Genomic DNA, 13,461 nt, shown 5'->3' on the forward strand with positions numbered 1-13,461 from the left:
CTTCTCACCGGCCTGCGGCGTAGCCCTGCGCTCCCCGCGGGTTGGCTGCGGCCATGAGAACGCCGGTCGAGGGGTCGCGGACCACGGAGGACAGACGCCCCAGCGCCCAGTCTCCCGCGCGCGTTATGACGTGGCCGCGCTGCTCGAGGTCGGTGATCACATCCTCGCCGAGCCTGTCCTCGACGACGGCGCCGCCGGGCTCCCAGGTGCGTGGGAAGAAGGAGCCGGGTATCGACGTCGTATGCAGCGACGGAGCGTCAATGGCCTGCTGGGGTGAATAGCCGCCCACGATGGTGCGGAGGATGTAGAGCAGCTGCCACTGGTCCTGCTGGTCACCGCCGGGCGAACCGAGCGCAACAACCGGTTTGCCGTCCTTGAGGATGAGGGTCGGCGTGAGCGTGGTGCGGGGACGCTTTCCCGGTTCAAGGGATGACGGTGCACCTTCCTCGAGCCAGGTCATCTGCAGGCGGGAGCCCAGGCAGAAGCCCAGCTCGGGGATGGTCGGCGACGACTGCAGCCAACCGCCGGAAGGCGTTGCGGACACCATGTTGCCCCACTGGTCGACGACGTCGATATGGCAGGTGTCTCCGCGGGTCTCTCCGTCGCGCGACACCGTGGGCTCCCCCACCCCCGCGAATCCGCCGGCGCCGGCGAGGGCAGGCGGGGTGTACTCGGTGCGCAGCGGCGGAGTGAACGGTGTGTGGCCCGGTACGGCGCCGGGACGGAACTCCGTCGATGCCCGGTCGGTAATCAACGCCCGGCGCTGCGCGGAGTACTCCTCGGACAGAAGGTGCTCCAACGGTACAGAGGCGTCACCGTAGTACGCTTCACGGTCCGCGATGGCAAGCTTCTGCGCCTCAAGGATGGTGTGTGCGCCAAGTGCCGTCGAGGGGTCCAGCCGGTCGTCGTCGAATCTGTCCAGGATCGCGAGCGTCTGCAGCAGGGCAGGGCCCTGACCCCATGGACCGGTCTTGGCAATGGTGTAGCCGCGGAACTCTAGCGTGGTGGCTTCCTCGTAGCCGGCCTCGAAGGAGGCGAAGTCCTCGAGACTGATGACGCCCGCGTGGTCCTGTCCGGAGGAGTGCCGGTGGGGAGTCTTGACGAATTCGACCGCGGCCCGTGCAACGAACCCTTCGCGCCATTCCCTGCGGGCAGCATCGATGCGTTCCTCGCGGGACTGCGCCGCGTCACCGACGGTTCCCGCCGCCACCAGCCGGTCCAGCACTGCTGCGTAGGCCTCGTTCTTGACGATGTCACCCTCTGCAGGGATCGAGCCGTCCGGCATCCACAGGGCGGCCGACGTCGGCCAATGCTCTGTGAAGAGGTCCTTGACCGCATTGATGGTGGCACCCACGCGACCCACGATGGGGTGCCCGTTCCGTGCGTACCCGATGGCGAAGGCCAGCACATCGCCCAGTTCCCACGTTCCGTGGTCGCGCAGCAGCAGGAGCCAGGCGTCCACGGCGGCGGGAACCGCGGCGGCGAGTGCACCTGCGCCCGGTACGAGCTCAAGGCCCTCGGACAGGTAGTGCTCCCGGGTCGCGGCGGCCGGTGCGGGTCCCTGCCCCATCAGCACCACGGGCTCGGCAGGGTTCTCGGCGGTTGCAAAGACGCCGGTCATGTCACCGCCGGGACCGTTGAGGTGCGGTTCGACAACGTGGAGCACGAAGGCACCCGCAACGGCGGCGTCGAACGCGTTGCCGCTGCGTTCCAGGACGGCCTGGGCTGACGCCGTTGCCAGCCAGTGGGTCGATGCCGTCATGCCGAAGCTGCCCTGCAGGGTGGGTCGCGTGGTGAAGGAGTCGGGGGCAGTGAAAGCGGTCAACGTCATCCGTTCGTGGGGCGATTAGGGTTGAGGGAGGCCTAGGCGTCGAAGTGCGTGCTGGGACTCTTCTGGTTCACGGATTCCACCACGGCGGCCGCGACGTCGTGAAGTTTGACGTTCCGGGCGCTCGACGCTGCCTTGAGGATGTTGATGGCCTCGTCCTGGCTGCAGCGGTTCTGTCCCATAACGATGCCCACGGCAAGGTCGATGGTTGTGCGGGTTTCCATCGCTGCAGTGAGGTTCGCGCGGTGGTCCATGAGACCCGCGATTTTGACGGCGAGCCGAAGGGAGTTTGACGCATTGGCCGCAAAACCCTCGGCTGCTTCAATCACCTTGGGCGTAAAAACCATCGGTTTCTCGCAGTACAGGTTGAGTCCGGCGTCGGCGTTGTCTGTCAGGAGGATCGGTACGCCGAGGGTGGACCGGATGCCGAACTGTTCGATCGCCTGCTTGTAGTCGCCGAAGCGGTCTTCCATCTCATAATCCTGGATAACTACGGTGTAGTGCTCGCGGGCCGCGCGCAGGCAGGGGCCGTCGTCGAACGCGTACTGGACTTCGTCCATGTTCTGCGCCTGCTCACTGCTGCTGGCGACGGTTGCGGCACGTTTGGGACGCAGCAGGGTGACCGCGGAGTAGACGGGGCTACCGGTCACCTCGCTGAGCTCACGGGAGGCAATTTCGACCATTCCGTTCAGGAAAACGTCGATCTCTTCGCTGTTGAGAATCAGGTCCTGCAATTCGCTGCGAACTGGATGCTCGCCGATATCACTGCTCATACTCAAACCGCCCCTGTACTTTGTGCTGCCATTGCCCAACCACTTCAGGAAGATTACGATCGATCCTCCTCTGACAGGATGAGCGGGTTGTGGCGCTACGTCCACCCCCGTAGCCTGAAGGTGATAAACAGTCTACTTACTATTGGAGGTCAGCTGTGGACATCAGCGACATCAAGTGGAACGACCAGGCGCGCGAGAAGATTCTTTCGGATGCGGACAAGGCGCTGCAGGAAGCGGTGAAGGAGGCGGCGGCCTCGCACTCCGGGAGCGACCGGGACACGGTGTACAAATTCCTGTTCGAGAAGCTTCAGCCGCAGTTCATCGACTTCGAGCCGGGACCGGATCTCAGCAAGTACGCTGATGCTGTGGCCAACGGCGAACTGTCCGCGGAGTAGCACGTGGTCCCTGGGGCAACGGTATCCAATAATTCGGATGCCGCACGGTACGAGGTGAATCTTGACGGTGCACCTGCCGGCTTCGCCGCGTACCGTCTCCGCGACAACCGGGTGATCTTTACCCATACCGAAGTGGATTCGGCGTTTGAAGGCCATGGCCTCGGCAGTGCCCTCGCTCGAGGCGCCCTCGATGATGTCCGGAATCGCGGACTTCGGGCAGTGCCGCTGTGTCCGTTCATCGCCGCCTATATCGAGCGGCACCCTGAGTATCAGGATCTTGTAGCCGGTTAGGCGCGGCCAGCCCGTGGTGCCGGCCGCTCAACAGCTATGTGGCGTCAATTATCCGGAACGACGACGGCGCCACCAGGGTGAGCGCTTGGCCTCTTCCTGCGGGGCGGCTTCCTCCGCAGCCCTGGCTGTCCGCTCCGCTCGGCGTTGGCGCCAGCGTTCGAGCTCCAACTCGACGTCCCGGGTCTTTGTCACTACGGGCGGGCCACCGAGGAGTTGCCGGCGTGCGTCGATAACCTGCCGGTTGAAGTCCTCAAGGATCTCGCGGGCCCGGCTTTCCATGTATTGCTTATCCAGTGTGTCGTCGAGTTCGGCATCTTCCTTTTTGAGCCGGAATGGAGCCGGCGCCAGCCCGGAGAGCTTCTCCCGTTCGATCAAGCCTTTGACCCACCAGTCCGGGTCGTGGGACTCGCCGAGGTTGGGGATGGGCTTGCCGGCGTACTTCAGATTGTCGAAGTCGCCGCGCGCGGTGGCCTGGCGAATCTCGAAGTCGGCCTTGGCAGCGAAGTCCGTGATCGGTGATTCGTCATCTTCGTCGTCGTCCACCTGCTCAATGGCCTCAGCGGCACTGCTTCCGGAACGACGGGCGGCACGGACCTCGGACAGGCGCTCGAGGCGCCGTGCACGCTCGCTTCTGTAGTTCACTGCTGACCCCGCTTTCACCACGCATTCCTGCGTGTCCCCTAAGTATTCCGAGAGTTCAAAGGGCGGGGCAAGGGCGGGTGGTCAGTCCCGGAAACGGCGCAGGCGGTGCGTCAACTTGCCGCGCCTGTTGCGATCGTGGCCGAGCGCCTGGGTTTTCTCGATGTGTTCCTCGCCAAACCGCACGAGTAGAAGGTCGTCCGCCGCACGGACATGGCCGGGCGCGAACTTGTACTGGATCTTGCTGGCGACAGCGTCCCAGTCGGCAAAAGCAATGAAATCCGACGCCTGTGCAACTGTCGTGATTCCGTGGATAGCCATGAGTTCGCGCAACCATTCGTACTGTTCGACGCGGCTGCGCGGGTTGTTCGGGAGTGCCTGTTCCAGGATGCGCTCAAGGGCCTCTCCTGTGAGCTCGATCGGCAGCAATTCTTTCGACTCCGCGGGGTTGGCCTTCTCTGCCGCGACGACGTTGCTGATCGTGCTGAACTGGTTGTCGGCCAGCTCGATCAGCCCGGAGGCAAGTGTGAAGGCTCGATTGACTTCCGGCGGCACGGGGCCTGCGCTCTTGTAGCGGATGTCGTGTTCAAACTCGGCCCAGGCGTGCTGCAGGATAGTTCGGAACTGGACCTCGAACCGTTCGCCGATGTGGTTGCGACAGCCATTTGGAGCGGCCTGCTCGGTGATCCTGAGAACCAGGTGCTGCCCCGAGTATCCAAACTCGCCTTTTTCACGCTGCTCAGCGGTTTTGTCGACGTGAGTGATCACCTCGAACGAGTTGCTGAGTGCTCTGATGGCCCGCTCGACGTCGAGTTGGAGGAAGGTGATCACCCGGACGCCGATGACGTCGTCAATGGCGTCCAGCCCGGCCGGGTACTTGGGCGTGCCGTCAGAATTGAGACGGCGAAGTTTCTGCTCGAGCGACTGGTGGTCCTTCACGCGGTACTCGATGGCGTGATAGTTGAGGCCGTCGTCGTCCAGCCGGGCTGCGATCGCGTCCTGAATGGCGTTTGCAGCGGCCCGCTTCTGGTGCTGGGCAGCGGCGTATTCATCGAGCCACTGATCGACGAGCTGATCATGGCCGGGATTCGGAACCATGGGCGCCGTGCCTCCCCCCCAGGTGTCGGTAATGCTCCAACACTAGCCGCGATGTGTCATCCGGGTGTCTATGTCGTCTCCCAATCAGCCGACGACGCCGGCACGTGGTCACCGCTCCGGTTGCACTACTCGCAGCCCACGCCGTCGCCGTCTCCATCAAGACGGGGTCCGTAGCCGGGCTGACCGATCAACACCGGTGCGGCACCGGCGGCGCGCGCAGCCTTGCAGTTCGGGTACGGAGCAACAGCAGGAGCCGGTGCAGGTGCTGGCGCGGGAGCCGGTGCAGGAGCCGGGGCCTCTTCCACCGTCGGCTGAGGTTCCGGAATTGGTTCCGGTGACGGCTGATTTGTGGGAGCCAGGAAACCTGGGCAGTCGGACAGTACCTGAGACATGGCGTCGTGTTCGGCCTGAGTGATCCACAGCTTGTAGGTGGCTTTGACGGAGATTTGCCGGGCGACGTAATCACATCGGAAGGACCCGTTGGGCGGCAGCCAGGTGGCGGCATCGCCGGCACCCTTCTGCTGGTTGGTGGGACCGTCAGTCGACTGCAGGTTCAAAGGGTCGTTGGCGAAGGCCGCGCGCTGTTCGAATGAGAGCTGCTGTGCCCCCTTCTGCCAGGCGTCAGCCAAAGCAACGATGTGGTCGATCTGAACATCACTGCTGGTGTCCTCGCCCCGGAGGAAGGCGATGGTGGTGTTGGTGTAGGGGTCATCGAGCGTGCCGGAGCGTACTTTGCAGGGCACCGAATTGGTGTGGACGATGTCCCGGAGGTCGCGGTTCAGCATGTCGTTGCGGGTGTCGCAGCCATTGCGGTCGACGTCGAGCCAGGCCTGACCGAACTGGTCGCGGTCGTAACCGGTCTTGGGTGCGCGGCCCTTGATCAGAAGTGTTTCCAGCAGAGCAAGTGCCTCGGTGCCGTACGCCGGCTGATCGCTCGGGGGCGTCGGTTCCCCGGACGCGACCGTGACGTCACCGCCATCCAGAGGTGCCACGTCGGGCTCCGCTGAGACGGTCGGAGACGGTGAAGCACTAGGCGTTGCGGGTGCCTCGGACGAAGGCGCTGGGGAGGCGCCTTCGGTCTGCTCGGCAGCGGCTGTCGGTACGGTCTCTTCGCTGGCGGGCTGGAGCGATCCACCAATAATCAGTGCGACGACGCTCGTTGCAGCGACGACCGCGCCCGCTTTGCGGCCGGCCAGGCGTGCCCAGGAAGAACGTCCGGTGAGGACTGTGTACAAGCCGGTGAACAGAGCCAACATGCCGGCCATGACCAGGGCACCGCCGACGCCGTTCGAAATCAGTCCGACGACGATGAGAAACAGCCCGAATCCCCCCATGATCAGCGTTGACTTCGGAGCTTTACCCCGGGTTAGTGCTGATGTGGGATTCTGGGCAGGCGGAAGCGACGAAGGATTCAAGCGAGTCCCCACAAATACGAGTAATGGTTGAACCATCCTATCCGGGGCAGATAACACGAGTGCTGGAGAAAATACAGGCTTTGGACAAACCTGTGGATATCCTTGACGGCTAGTGAGCCGGCTGATTACCCTCGCCGCACCCCAGGTCCCTACCGTTCCTGTCGGCGGTGCCGCAACCGGCGTGGAGGTGACACAGCAGGACAACACGGCAGCCCTTGCTCTCGGAGGCGGGTTCGTCCTGGCCATGGTGGCCAGCGGCGCCTACGTGGTCCGTCGTCGTTCGGTGTAGTGACCGGATACTTTCCTATCCATGACTAGCCGCTTCCGGGACCGTTGCGGCAGCCTGCTGGCTGCTGCAGCGGTCCCCCTGTTGCTCGTCACCGGGTGCGCTGCGACGAGCCCGTCCAGTGTCCCTGAGGGTCAGCCGACCTTCACCGTCGCGCCCTCTTTGCCGTCGGCAGCCAAGCCCGCTGCGCCACTCGAGCCCAGCCCCAGCGATGCTCCAGCCGACCCGCGACGGGCTGCCGGCGCCGCGCCAACGACACCGGCTCTGCCCTCCCCCGAGCCTGCGTCTGCCCCTCCAGCTGAGGCGGCGCCGCAGGTCTTCGACCGTTCCCTGCCCGTGACGCTCAACATCCCAGCGCATGGCGTCCAGTCCGGTCTGCTGTATGTGGGACTCCAGCCTGATGAAACGCTCGAGGTGCCCCCGGGACATCCCGGCGCACCTGCAGCCTTTGGTACCGAATCTCCCCCACACCGGGTGAAACCGGGCCTTCCGTTTTCCTTGGCCATGTGAACGCGAGCGACGGCGGTCCTGGCGTCTTCGCCTGGATCAAGCAGCTTACTCCCGGGGACACCGTCGAGATCACGCGTGAGGACGGCACGGTGGCGGTCTTCGCCGTCGAACGCGGTGAACAGTACTCGAAGCACGCCTTCCCCACGCAAGCGGTCTACGGCAATACGGAGGGTTTGGAACTCCGGCTCATCACCTGTGACGACTACGATCCAGCCACCGGCACCTGCAACGACAACTACGTGGTTTACGCGAAGATCGTCGCGTAACCGGATTCCTCCTTCTTCACCCGCACTTTGCGAGAACGACGGCGGCAGGTCACCTTAGCCGCCTAGCGTCACGTGGGGCGCGACACCCAAACGGTCAAGCGCCTGCTGCCGCTATCGGCAGCATCGAATCGCTACCGAGGAGAAATCCATGTTCAAGAAATTACTGTCCGTTTGCACTGCCGCCGTGCTGGCCGGCGGGTTCGGGGCTGCTCCCGCCGCAGCGGCGCCCGAAGACACCGACGTGCGAGTGATGTCCTTCAACATCCATCACGGCGCCGATCCCGCAGACAATCTGGATCTGGAACGCATCGCCGGGGTGATCGAGGACTCCGGTGCCGAAATGATCGGACTCCAGGAAGTGGATAACCACTGGTCCTCGCGAAGCGACTTCCAGGATCAGGCAGCCATCCTGGCCGAGCGTCTGGACATGCACTATGTGTACGGCGCGAACCTCGACCGCGCGCCCGCCGATGGACAAACCGAACGCCGCCAGTACGGGACGGCCATCCTGAGCGAATATCCCATCCTCAGCTCCGAGAACCACCTGCTGACCAGCATCCCGTACCCCGAGCGGCCCACCGAGCAACGCGGACTGCTGGAAGCCGTCGTCAACGTGAAGGGGAATCACATCAGCTTCTACAACACCCACCTCGACCATCAGCGCAGCGAGCAGCGCCAGTCGCAGGTCAAGGAAATTCTGGCCATCGCCGGAGAATCGCAGCGGCCCGCCGTGCTGGTCGGTGACCTGAATGCCGTACCGGGCGCGCCGGAAATGAACGACATCCTGACGCAGTTCACCGATGTCTTCGCAGCGCTGGGGCAGGATGAGGACTTCACCTACCCCGTTGAGAACCCAAACCGCCGTATCGACTACATCCTGACCAAGGGCGACATCGAGGCTCGCTTCGCCGAGGTCATCGACACGAACTCATCAGATCACCTGCCGGTCCTTGCTGACCTCGAGATCAGCAAGACACCCAACGGCCTGAACCGCTAGGTACCCGCCGAGGCGCCAGCGACAGCCCGGTCAGGAATACCCGGCGAAGTTTCCTGTTGTACGGGCCATGGGAACTATAGGAGATACAGGCGTTCAGACCATCGGTTTCATCGGCAGCGGTCACATCGGTTCGCAGCTCGCGCGGCTTGCAATCCGGAACGGCTACGACGTCGTTCTGAGCAATTCGCGCGGGCCCGAAACCCTCGTTGACCTGGTCGAGGAGTTGGGCGATCGCGCCCGGGCGGCAAGCCCGGTCGAGGCCGCGGAGGCAGGTGACGTCGTCGTCGTGAGTGTTCCGCTCAAGGCAATCGATGCGGTGCCGGCCGCTCCCCTCAACGGCAAGACCGTCATCGATACCAACAACTACTATCCGGAGCGGGACGGGCAGATTCCGGAATTGGATGACGAAACGACCACGACGAGCGAGCTGCTGCAGGATCGGCTGCCGGGAGCGCAGGTTGTGAAAGCGTTCAACAACATCTACGCGGCCCACCTCACGAGCAAGTCGGCGCCGCAGGGAACCCCCGGCCGCCGGGCGCTCCCCATCGCAGGGAATGACGACGGCGCGAAGCGCACCGTGGGCGCGCTCATCGACCTGTTCGGGTTCGACGTTGTCGACGCCGGTCCGCTGGCAGAGGGGTGGCGCTTCCAGCGGGACACACCTGTTTACGGGCCCGAGTACGACGCCGAGAAGGTACGGGTGGGGCTGGCTCAGGCAAAGCGCTACGCTGACATGGCATAGCGAGGGCGGCCGTCAGAGGTCGTCGCCGTCAGAGGTCATCGCGAAAGTCCCTGAGGTAGGTGTTGATGCGGCGAGCGCGTTGCACCTCGGCGGAATCGAGATGAGCGAACAGCATCGATTCCCCGCGCTCAGCCTGCGCCAGGACATTGCCATGCGGGCCTGAAATACAACTCAGCCCAGTGAAATCCGGGCCCGCATGGTTGGCGTATGCAATGAAGATCCCGTTCTCCATGGCCCGGCACGGCACCATGAGCGTGGAGATTCGATCGGCGTTGTACGTCCGGTTCGCCGGCAGCCCGTCAACGTCTCCCGTTGTCGGTACCGCGGTGGGAATCAACAGTGCCTCGGCTCCCCGTCGGGCGGCGCCGCGAACGAATTCGGGAAACTCCACGTCGTAGCAGATGCCAAGCGCAATGCGCAGGCCGGCATAGTCGACTACCTCGGGCGCAGCTGAGCCGGGCACAAAAACCGACCGTTCCTCCTCGCCGAACAGGTAGGACTTTCGATACCGGGTTCTTTCGGTGCCCTCAGCGTCGAAGAAGGAGGCACTGATGAAGCGCCGATCAGAGTCCCGGTCAACTGTAGAAGCGACCAGTGCAAGGTTGGCGTCGCGCGCTATGTCCGCCAGCTCGGCGCGGATAGCCTCGCCGTCCGTATCGAACACCTGGGCGGGTGCATAGCCGGTCGAGAACAGCTCCGGCGTGACCAGAATGTCCGCTCCTTCGGCACGCGCGCTAGTTGCTGCTGCTGCCAACCGCTGAAGGTTTCCCGGAAGGTCTCCCAAGACACCAACGGCCTGCCACACTGCGATTTCCACCCCTTCAGGGTAGCTGGCACCAGTCCCCTAGTCGGTGCAGTCTCTTGCCCCTCAGTCCGAGCGCTACGCAGACATGGCATAGCCGGCGCCCGGGCCGGCACTGGTGAGGAAGACCGCGTCGGAGATCACTGCTCCAAGGCTTCCGGTGCGGGCGTAGACGGTCCGCTGACGGTGGCAACCCGACCCTCGCAGAAGAGTCTGGCGGAGGAGGGACTCAACCACGAGTTCCTCCTCCTGCTCTTCCAGCACTGGCCGGACGTACTCGAACAGACTGCGGGCGACCTGCCGCGCGTCACGGAGGACGTTCAGTTGCGGGTCCAGCAAGTCGCCGCTGAGGCCGAAGCGGCTCGCCCGCCAGGCTGCCAGGCGCAGTTGCGCAGCGGGCATGGGAATCGGCGCTATCCCACGTGCCCATTCCCTGGCTGCTGTTTCCACCAGCGCCCGGGTGAGTGCGGCCTGCAGTACAGCGTCATCCGGCTGGAGGCAGACGTCCGCGACCCGCACCTCCACTGTGGGATGCCGGACGCTGAGCCGGGCGTCGAAGTAGATCTGGCCCTCATCGATCGGTACGCCGGTTGCGAGCAGGTCCTCGACGAGGTCATGGTATGCCGCCGCCGATCCGAAGGTCTCGTACACCCCTGCAGTGGGCCAGCGGCTCCACGCCTGGCTCCGATAGCTCGCGTAACCTGAGTCCTCGCTGTTCCAGAAGGGCGAGTTGGTGCTGAGGGCGGACAGCACCGGGAGCCAGACCCGAATGCGGTCGAGGACGCCCACCCCTTCGTCATCAGATTTCACTCCGACGTGGACGTGGCATCCGCATGTCAGCTGATCACGGAGGGTGGTGCCGAACCGCTCCTGCATCTGCAGGTAGCGTGGATCGCCAGTGAGCGATGTGCTGGTGGTGGTCGGGGAGGTTGCCAGAGCGGCGATCCGGACGCCCGCCCGCGATGCGGCTTCATTGGCGAACGTGCGGCAGCGCAGAATGTCCGCGCTGAGCTCTGCAAGTGATGTCTGCGGGGCGGTACCCGTCTCTATCTGTTCCTGCTTGCATTCCCGCGTGACCACGCCACCGCGGGCGGCGAGGAAAACGGCGTCGGCTGCTGGTTCAGGGGACAGCGACCGGGGATCGATCAGGAGGAATTCTTCCTCGACTCCGAAAGTCCGCATAGGGACCACCAATCTAGACCCGTTGTGATGAGAAGAACGTGGCTCTCTGCTGAACTAGTGTCAGGATAAGGAGTCGGCAGCATGCTGATCAATAGTCGGTGGTGGGACTTCCCTTGAGGCGGACAGCTCTTCAGGCAAGGGTCCTCAGGCTGACACAGGGTGCGCGGTGCGCATCGTCGTCGAACCGGCGACGATCAGGAGCACCAGCAGCCCTGCCGACCAGGCAAGCCCCGAATACCCGACCATCGCCAGCACCAGTCCGGCGGCCGCTCCTCCGACGGCGCCGGCCAGGTTCATGGCGAGGTCGGTTCGGCCCTGAATCCGTGCGCGGGCCGCGCCGGTCACCAGGTCGGCCACGAGCGCTGAACCGGAGACCGTGGACGCGCTCCAGCCCAGGCCGAGGACGATCAGTCCTATTGTGACCATCACAGGGTTGTCTTCTCCCAGCGCGACGACAACCAGCGAGATCGCGAACAACCCCTGCCCAAGCAGGATGGTGCCCACCCGGCCGGCCTTATCACTCAGCCACCCGAATAGAGGGGACAACGCGTACATGCCGGCGATGTGCAGGCTGATGGTCAGTCCGACGATCGTCAGTGTGACGCCGTGGTTCACCAGGTGCACCGGTGTCATGGACATGACCGACACCATCACCGCATGGCTGATCGCGATCGCTCCGATAGCGAAGATGAGCGCTCCCCTGCCGCGAACCACCCCCGGGATGTCGTCCTTGGGATCCCGCGGCACGGACCTGCTGATGAGATAGGGATCCGGGCGCAACGCCACCAGGTAGACCGCAGCTGCCGCGACCTGTGCGCAGACGGCGATGAGGAAGGGACCGGTCAGGTTCGGCATGCCGAGGGTTTCGGCGATCACCTCGCCGGGGCCGATCAGGTTTGGGCCCAGCACGGCTCCGACGGTGGTGAACCAGACAACGAGGGACAGGTCACGGCCTCGATGCTCCGAACTCGCTATATCGGTGGCGGCGAAGCGGGACTGGAGGTTGACGGCAACGCCGACACCGAGCAGCGCAAAGGCCAGGAGCAGCAGCGGGAAGGATTCAAGCGCGGCTGCGGCGATGACCGTGAGGGACCCGGTTGCGGCGATGAAGGCCCCGGTAGACAGCGCCGCCCTGCGCCCCAGCCGCTGGGCAAGGCGTGCCAATGGGATGGCACTTGCTGCGGCGCCGAGGGTACTGAGCGTGGCGGCAGCTCCGGACAGTGCTTCAGACCCGGAAATCTCGGCCGCCATGACAGCGCCGATTGAGAGGACCGACCCCATGCCGATGCCGCCAAGGATTTGAGCGGCAATGAGGACCCGGACAGTGCGGCGTCGAATGGCAGGGAGGTTCGCCGTCGTCGTACTGTCGCCGACGGGAGTCCTACTTAAGGAGGGCATGAATTCAGGGTATTCGCGTGACGCACAAGGGTATAGAGCGAGGGGACGATCTGCCCACGGGAAGCTCCTGCTGTATATGGTAAGCAGTATGACTATCTCAGATTCGGACGGGCCGGACAGCAATCACCAGCGGCCTGCATCGGCCTCGGACAAAACAGTGGAAGCGCTCGGGAAACTCTCTGAAGCGCTTGAAGTAGTGGAGCACGCGCGGGGGCTCCTGTATGGATTCCACCGGTTGACGGGAACGGCGGATCTCGCCTTGGGTGAGGCCGTTGAGCTTCTTCGGGAGGCGGGACATGATGCGCTCGCCGACGAGGTGGATGTTGACGTGTTGGGCAGGAACGTCATCGAGGGCCGCTGGACGTTCCAGATCGTCGAGGACTATGACGATCATTACTACGCCGCGTTCAAGGCGCTCGAAAAGCGTGCCAGAGACGAGCTCGTCGACGGCAAGCGCCACCTGTTTGAGGCAGAAATGAAGGAAGACCGCCGAACGCACGGTCGTAAGCATCACGAGGCGCTGCCTCCAGAAGCCAGCAAGTAAGTTCACTAGCAAAGGAGCACACTATGTCTGATGAGACTTTGGGAAGCCCGACGCCGGAGCCCCAGGGCGGTTTCGCGCGTGACCCTGAGGACTGGGTCACCGGTGACGAGCCGATGACCGACGCGCAACGCAGTTATCTGGACACCCTCGCGCGGGAGGCCGGCGAGGAAATTCCAGCGGACATCACCAAGGCGCAGGCATCGGAGCACATCGACCGGCTGCAGAAGTCGAGCGGCCGGGTGTCCGGTGGATCGGATGAGGCGCAGACCGGCGGCTAGGTCTGAAAGACAGCGAA

General features: G+C 64.1%; 17 protein-coding genes. 9 read left to right on the plus strand and 8 right to left on the minus strand.

Features of this window, described 5'->3' with window-relative positions; translation table 11 throughout:
- Window positions 1-4 precede the first annotated feature (4 nt).
- Window positions 5-1,831 carry a gamma-glutamyltransferase family protein gene (locus AC5RU3_RS12850; protein ID WP_493965778.1) on the minus strand — a complete coding sequence of 609 codons (1,827 nt, stop codon included), beginning with the start codon at window positions 1,829-1,831 and terminating at the stop codon, window positions 5-7.
- A 32-nt stretch (window positions 1,832-1,863) separates the two neighbouring features.
- Complete coding sequence (locus AC5RU3_RS12855; RefSeq protein ID WP_493965779.1) at window positions 1,864-2,601, minus strand: ANTAR domain-containing protein; 738 nt, start codon at window positions 2,599-2,601, stop codon at window positions 1,864-1,866.
- Between the two features lie 155 nt (window positions 2,602-2,756).
- On the opposite strand from AC5RU3_RS12855, the gene AC5RU3_RS12860 reads away from it, so the two are divergent.
- Window positions 2,757-2,996 carry a hypothetical protein gene (locus AC5RU3_RS12860; RefSeq protein ID WP_493965780.1) on the plus strand — a complete coding sequence of 80 codons (240 nt, stop codon included), beginning with the start codon at window positions 2,757-2,759 and terminating at the stop codon, window positions 2,994-2,996.
- Window positions 2,997-2,999: 3 nt separating this feature from the next.
- Window positions 3,000-3,287, plus strand: coding sequence for a GNAT family N-acetyltransferase (locus tag AC5RU3_RS12865; RefSeq protein WP_493965781.1), 288 nt, complete (start codon window positions 3,000-3,002; stop codon window positions 3,285-3,287).
- Window positions 3,288-3,335: 48 nt separating this feature from the next.
- On the opposite strand, the gene AC5RU3_RS12870 is transcribed toward AC5RU3_RS12865, so the two are convergent.
- The 3 genes from AC5RU3_RS12870 to AC5RU3_RS12880 all read right to left on the minus strand — a co-directional run bounded on the left by AC5RU3_RS12870 (window position 3,336) and on the right by AC5RU3_RS12880 (window position 6,358).
- Window positions 3,336-3,929, minus strand: a complete 594-nt coding sequence (locus AC5RU3_RS12870; RefSeq protein ID WP_309124472.1) for a DnaJ family domain-containing protein — start codon at window positions 3,927-3,929, stop codon at window positions 3,336-3,338.
- A gap of 81 nt (window positions 3,930-4,010) precedes the next feature.
- A complete protein-coding gene (locus tag AC5RU3_RS12875) occupies window positions 4,011-5,024 on the minus strand; it encodes a GTP pyrophosphokinase (RefSeq protein WP_493965782.1) in 1,014 nt (337 codons plus the stop codon).
- Between the two features lie 125 nt (window positions 5,025-5,149).
- Window positions 5,150-6,358 carry a GmrSD restriction endonuclease domain-containing protein gene (locus AC5RU3_RS12880; RefSeq protein ID WP_493965783.1) on the minus strand — a complete coding sequence of 403 codons (1,209 nt, stop codon included), beginning with the start codon at window positions 6,356-6,358 and terminating at the stop codon, window positions 5,150-5,152.
- A 193-nt stretch (window positions 6,359-6,551) separates the two neighbouring features.
- Here AC5RU3_RS12880 and AC5RU3_RS12885 point away from each other — a divergent pair, with 193 nt between their 5' ends.
- From AC5RU3_RS12885 to AC5RU3_RS12905, 5 genes are all read left to right on the plus strand, one after another.
- Complete coding sequence (locus AC5RU3_RS12885; RefSeq protein ID WP_493965784.1) at window positions 6,552-6,728, plus strand: GVDTG sorting domain-containing protein; 177 nt, start codon at window positions 6,552-6,554, stop codon at window positions 6,726-6,728.
- A 21-nt stretch (window positions 6,729-6,749) separates the two neighbouring features.
- Window positions 6,750-7,235 (plus strand): hypothetical protein, encoded by a 486-nt coding sequence (locus tag AC5RU3_RS12890; protein ID WP_493965785.1) that lies wholly within the window; start codon window positions 6,750-6,752, stop codon window positions 7,233-7,235.
- On the plus strand, window positions 7,184-7,501 hold the full coding sequence (locus AC5RU3_RS12895; RefSeq protein ID WP_493966033.1) for a sortase domain-containing protein: 318 nt from the start codon (window positions 7,184-7,186) through the stop codon (window positions 7,499-7,501). Before AC5RU3_RS12890 ends, AC5RU3_RS12895 begins: the two co-directional genes overlap by 52 nt.
- A 148-nt stretch (window positions 7,502-7,649) precedes the next feature.
- Window positions 7,650-8,498, plus strand: coding sequence for an endonuclease/exonuclease/phosphatase family protein (locus tag AC5RU3_RS12900; protein WP_493965786.1), 849 nt, complete (start codon window positions 7,650-7,652; stop codon window positions 8,496-8,498).
- Between the two features lie 67 nt (window positions 8,499-8,565).
- On the plus strand, window positions 8,566-9,240 hold the full coding sequence (locus AC5RU3_RS12905; protein WP_493965787.1) for an NADPH-dependent F420 reductase: 675 nt from the start codon (window positions 8,566-8,568) through the stop codon (window positions 9,238-9,240).
- A 28-nt stretch (window positions 9,241-9,268) separates the two neighbouring features.
- Here AC5RU3_RS12905 and AC5RU3_RS12910 read toward each other — a convergent pair whose 3' ends face one another.
- The 3 genes from AC5RU3_RS12910 to AC5RU3_RS12920 form a co-directional block, all read right to left on the minus strand.
- Window positions 9,269-10,057 carry a nitrilase-related carbon-nitrogen hydrolase gene (locus tag AC5RU3_RS12910; RefSeq protein ID WP_493965788.1) on the minus strand — a complete coding sequence of 263 codons (789 nt, stop codon included), beginning with the start codon at window positions 10,055-10,057 and terminating at the stop codon, window positions 9,269-9,271.
- A 63-nt stretch (window positions 10,058-10,120) separates the two neighbouring features.
- Entirely contained in the window at window positions 10,121-11,224 is a 1,104-nt protein-coding gene (locus AC5RU3_RS12915; protein ID WP_493965789.1) for a carboxylate-amine ligase, read from the minus strand.
- A 144-nt stretch (window positions 11,225-11,368) separates the two neighbouring features.
- Window positions 11,369-12,622 (minus strand): MFS transporter, encoded by a 1,254-nt coding sequence (locus AC5RU3_RS12920; RefSeq protein ID WP_493965790.1) that lies wholly within the window; start codon window positions 12,620-12,622, stop codon window positions 11,369-11,371.
- An 88-nt stretch (window positions 12,623-12,710) separates the two neighbouring features.
- Between AC5RU3_RS12920 and AC5RU3_RS12925 the strand changes: the two genes are divergently transcribed.
- Together AC5RU3_RS12925 and AC5RU3_RS12930 are read left to right on the plus strand one after the other, a co-directional pair.
- The gene (locus AC5RU3_RS12925) at window positions 12,711-13,166 is read left to right on the plus strand and encodes a hypothetical protein (RefSeq protein WP_493965791.1); all 456 of its coding nucleotides are present in this window, start codon (window positions 12,711-12,713) and stop codon (window positions 13,164-13,166) included.
- Between the two features lie 23 nt (window positions 13,167-13,189).
- A complete protein-coding gene (locus tag AC5RU3_RS12930; RefSeq protein ID WP_309071134.1) occupies window positions 13,190-13,444 on the plus strand; it encodes a DUF3072 domain-containing protein in 255 nt (84 codons plus the stop codon).
- Window positions 13,445-13,461: the final 17 nt, after the last annotated feature.

The organism is Arthrobacter sp. MDB1-55 (genome assembly GCF_059092925.1).

Excerpts from the sequence above, each read along its gene's own strand:
- AC5RU3_RS12850 (WP_493965778.1), bottom strand. The coding sequence starts at position 1,831 with ATGACGTTGACCGCTTTCACTGCCCCCGACTCCTTCACCACGCGACCC.
- AC5RU3_RS12855 (WP_493965779.1), bottom strand. The coding sequence starts at position 2,601 with ATGAGCAGTGATATCGGCGAGCATCCAGTTCGCAGCGAATTGCAGGAC.
- AC5RU3_RS12875 (WP_493965782.1), bottom strand. The coding sequence starts at position 5,024 with ATGGTTCCGAATCCCGGCCATGATCAGCTCGTCGATCAGTGGCTCGAT.
- AC5RU3_RS12880 (WP_493965783.1), bottom strand. The coding sequence starts at position 6,358 with ATGGGGGGATTCGGGCTGTTTCTCATCGTCGTCGGACTGATTTCGAAC.
- AC5RU3_RS12890 (WP_493965785.1), top strand. The coding sequence starts at position 6,750 with ATGACTAGCCGCTTCCGGGACCGTTGCGGCAGCCTGCTGGCTGCTGCA.
- AC5RU3_RS12900 (WP_493965786.1), top strand. The coding sequence starts at position 7,650 with ATGTTCAAGAAATTACTGTCCGTTTGCACTGCCGCCGTGCTGGCCGGC.
- AC5RU3_RS12905 (WP_493965787.1), top strand. The coding sequence starts at position 8,566 with ATGGGAACTATAGGAGATACAGGCGTTCAGACCATCGGTTTCATCGGC.
- AC5RU3_RS12915 (WP_493965789.1), bottom strand. The coding sequence starts at position 11,224 with ATGCGGACTTTCGGAGTCGAGGAAGAATTCCTCCTGATCGATCCCCGG.
- AC5RU3_RS12920 (WP_493965790.1), bottom strand. The coding sequence starts at position 12,622 with ATGCCCTCCTTAAGTAGGACTCCCGTCGGCGACAGTACGACGACGGCG.
- AC5RU3_RS12925 (WP_493965791.1), top strand. The coding sequence starts at position 12,711 with ATGACTATCTCAGATTCGGACGGGCCGGACAGCAATCACCAGCGGCCT.
- AC5RU3_RS12930 (WP_309071134.1), top strand. The coding sequence starts at position 13,190 with ATGTCTGATGAGACTTTGGGAAGCCCGACGCCGGAGCCCCAGGGCGGT.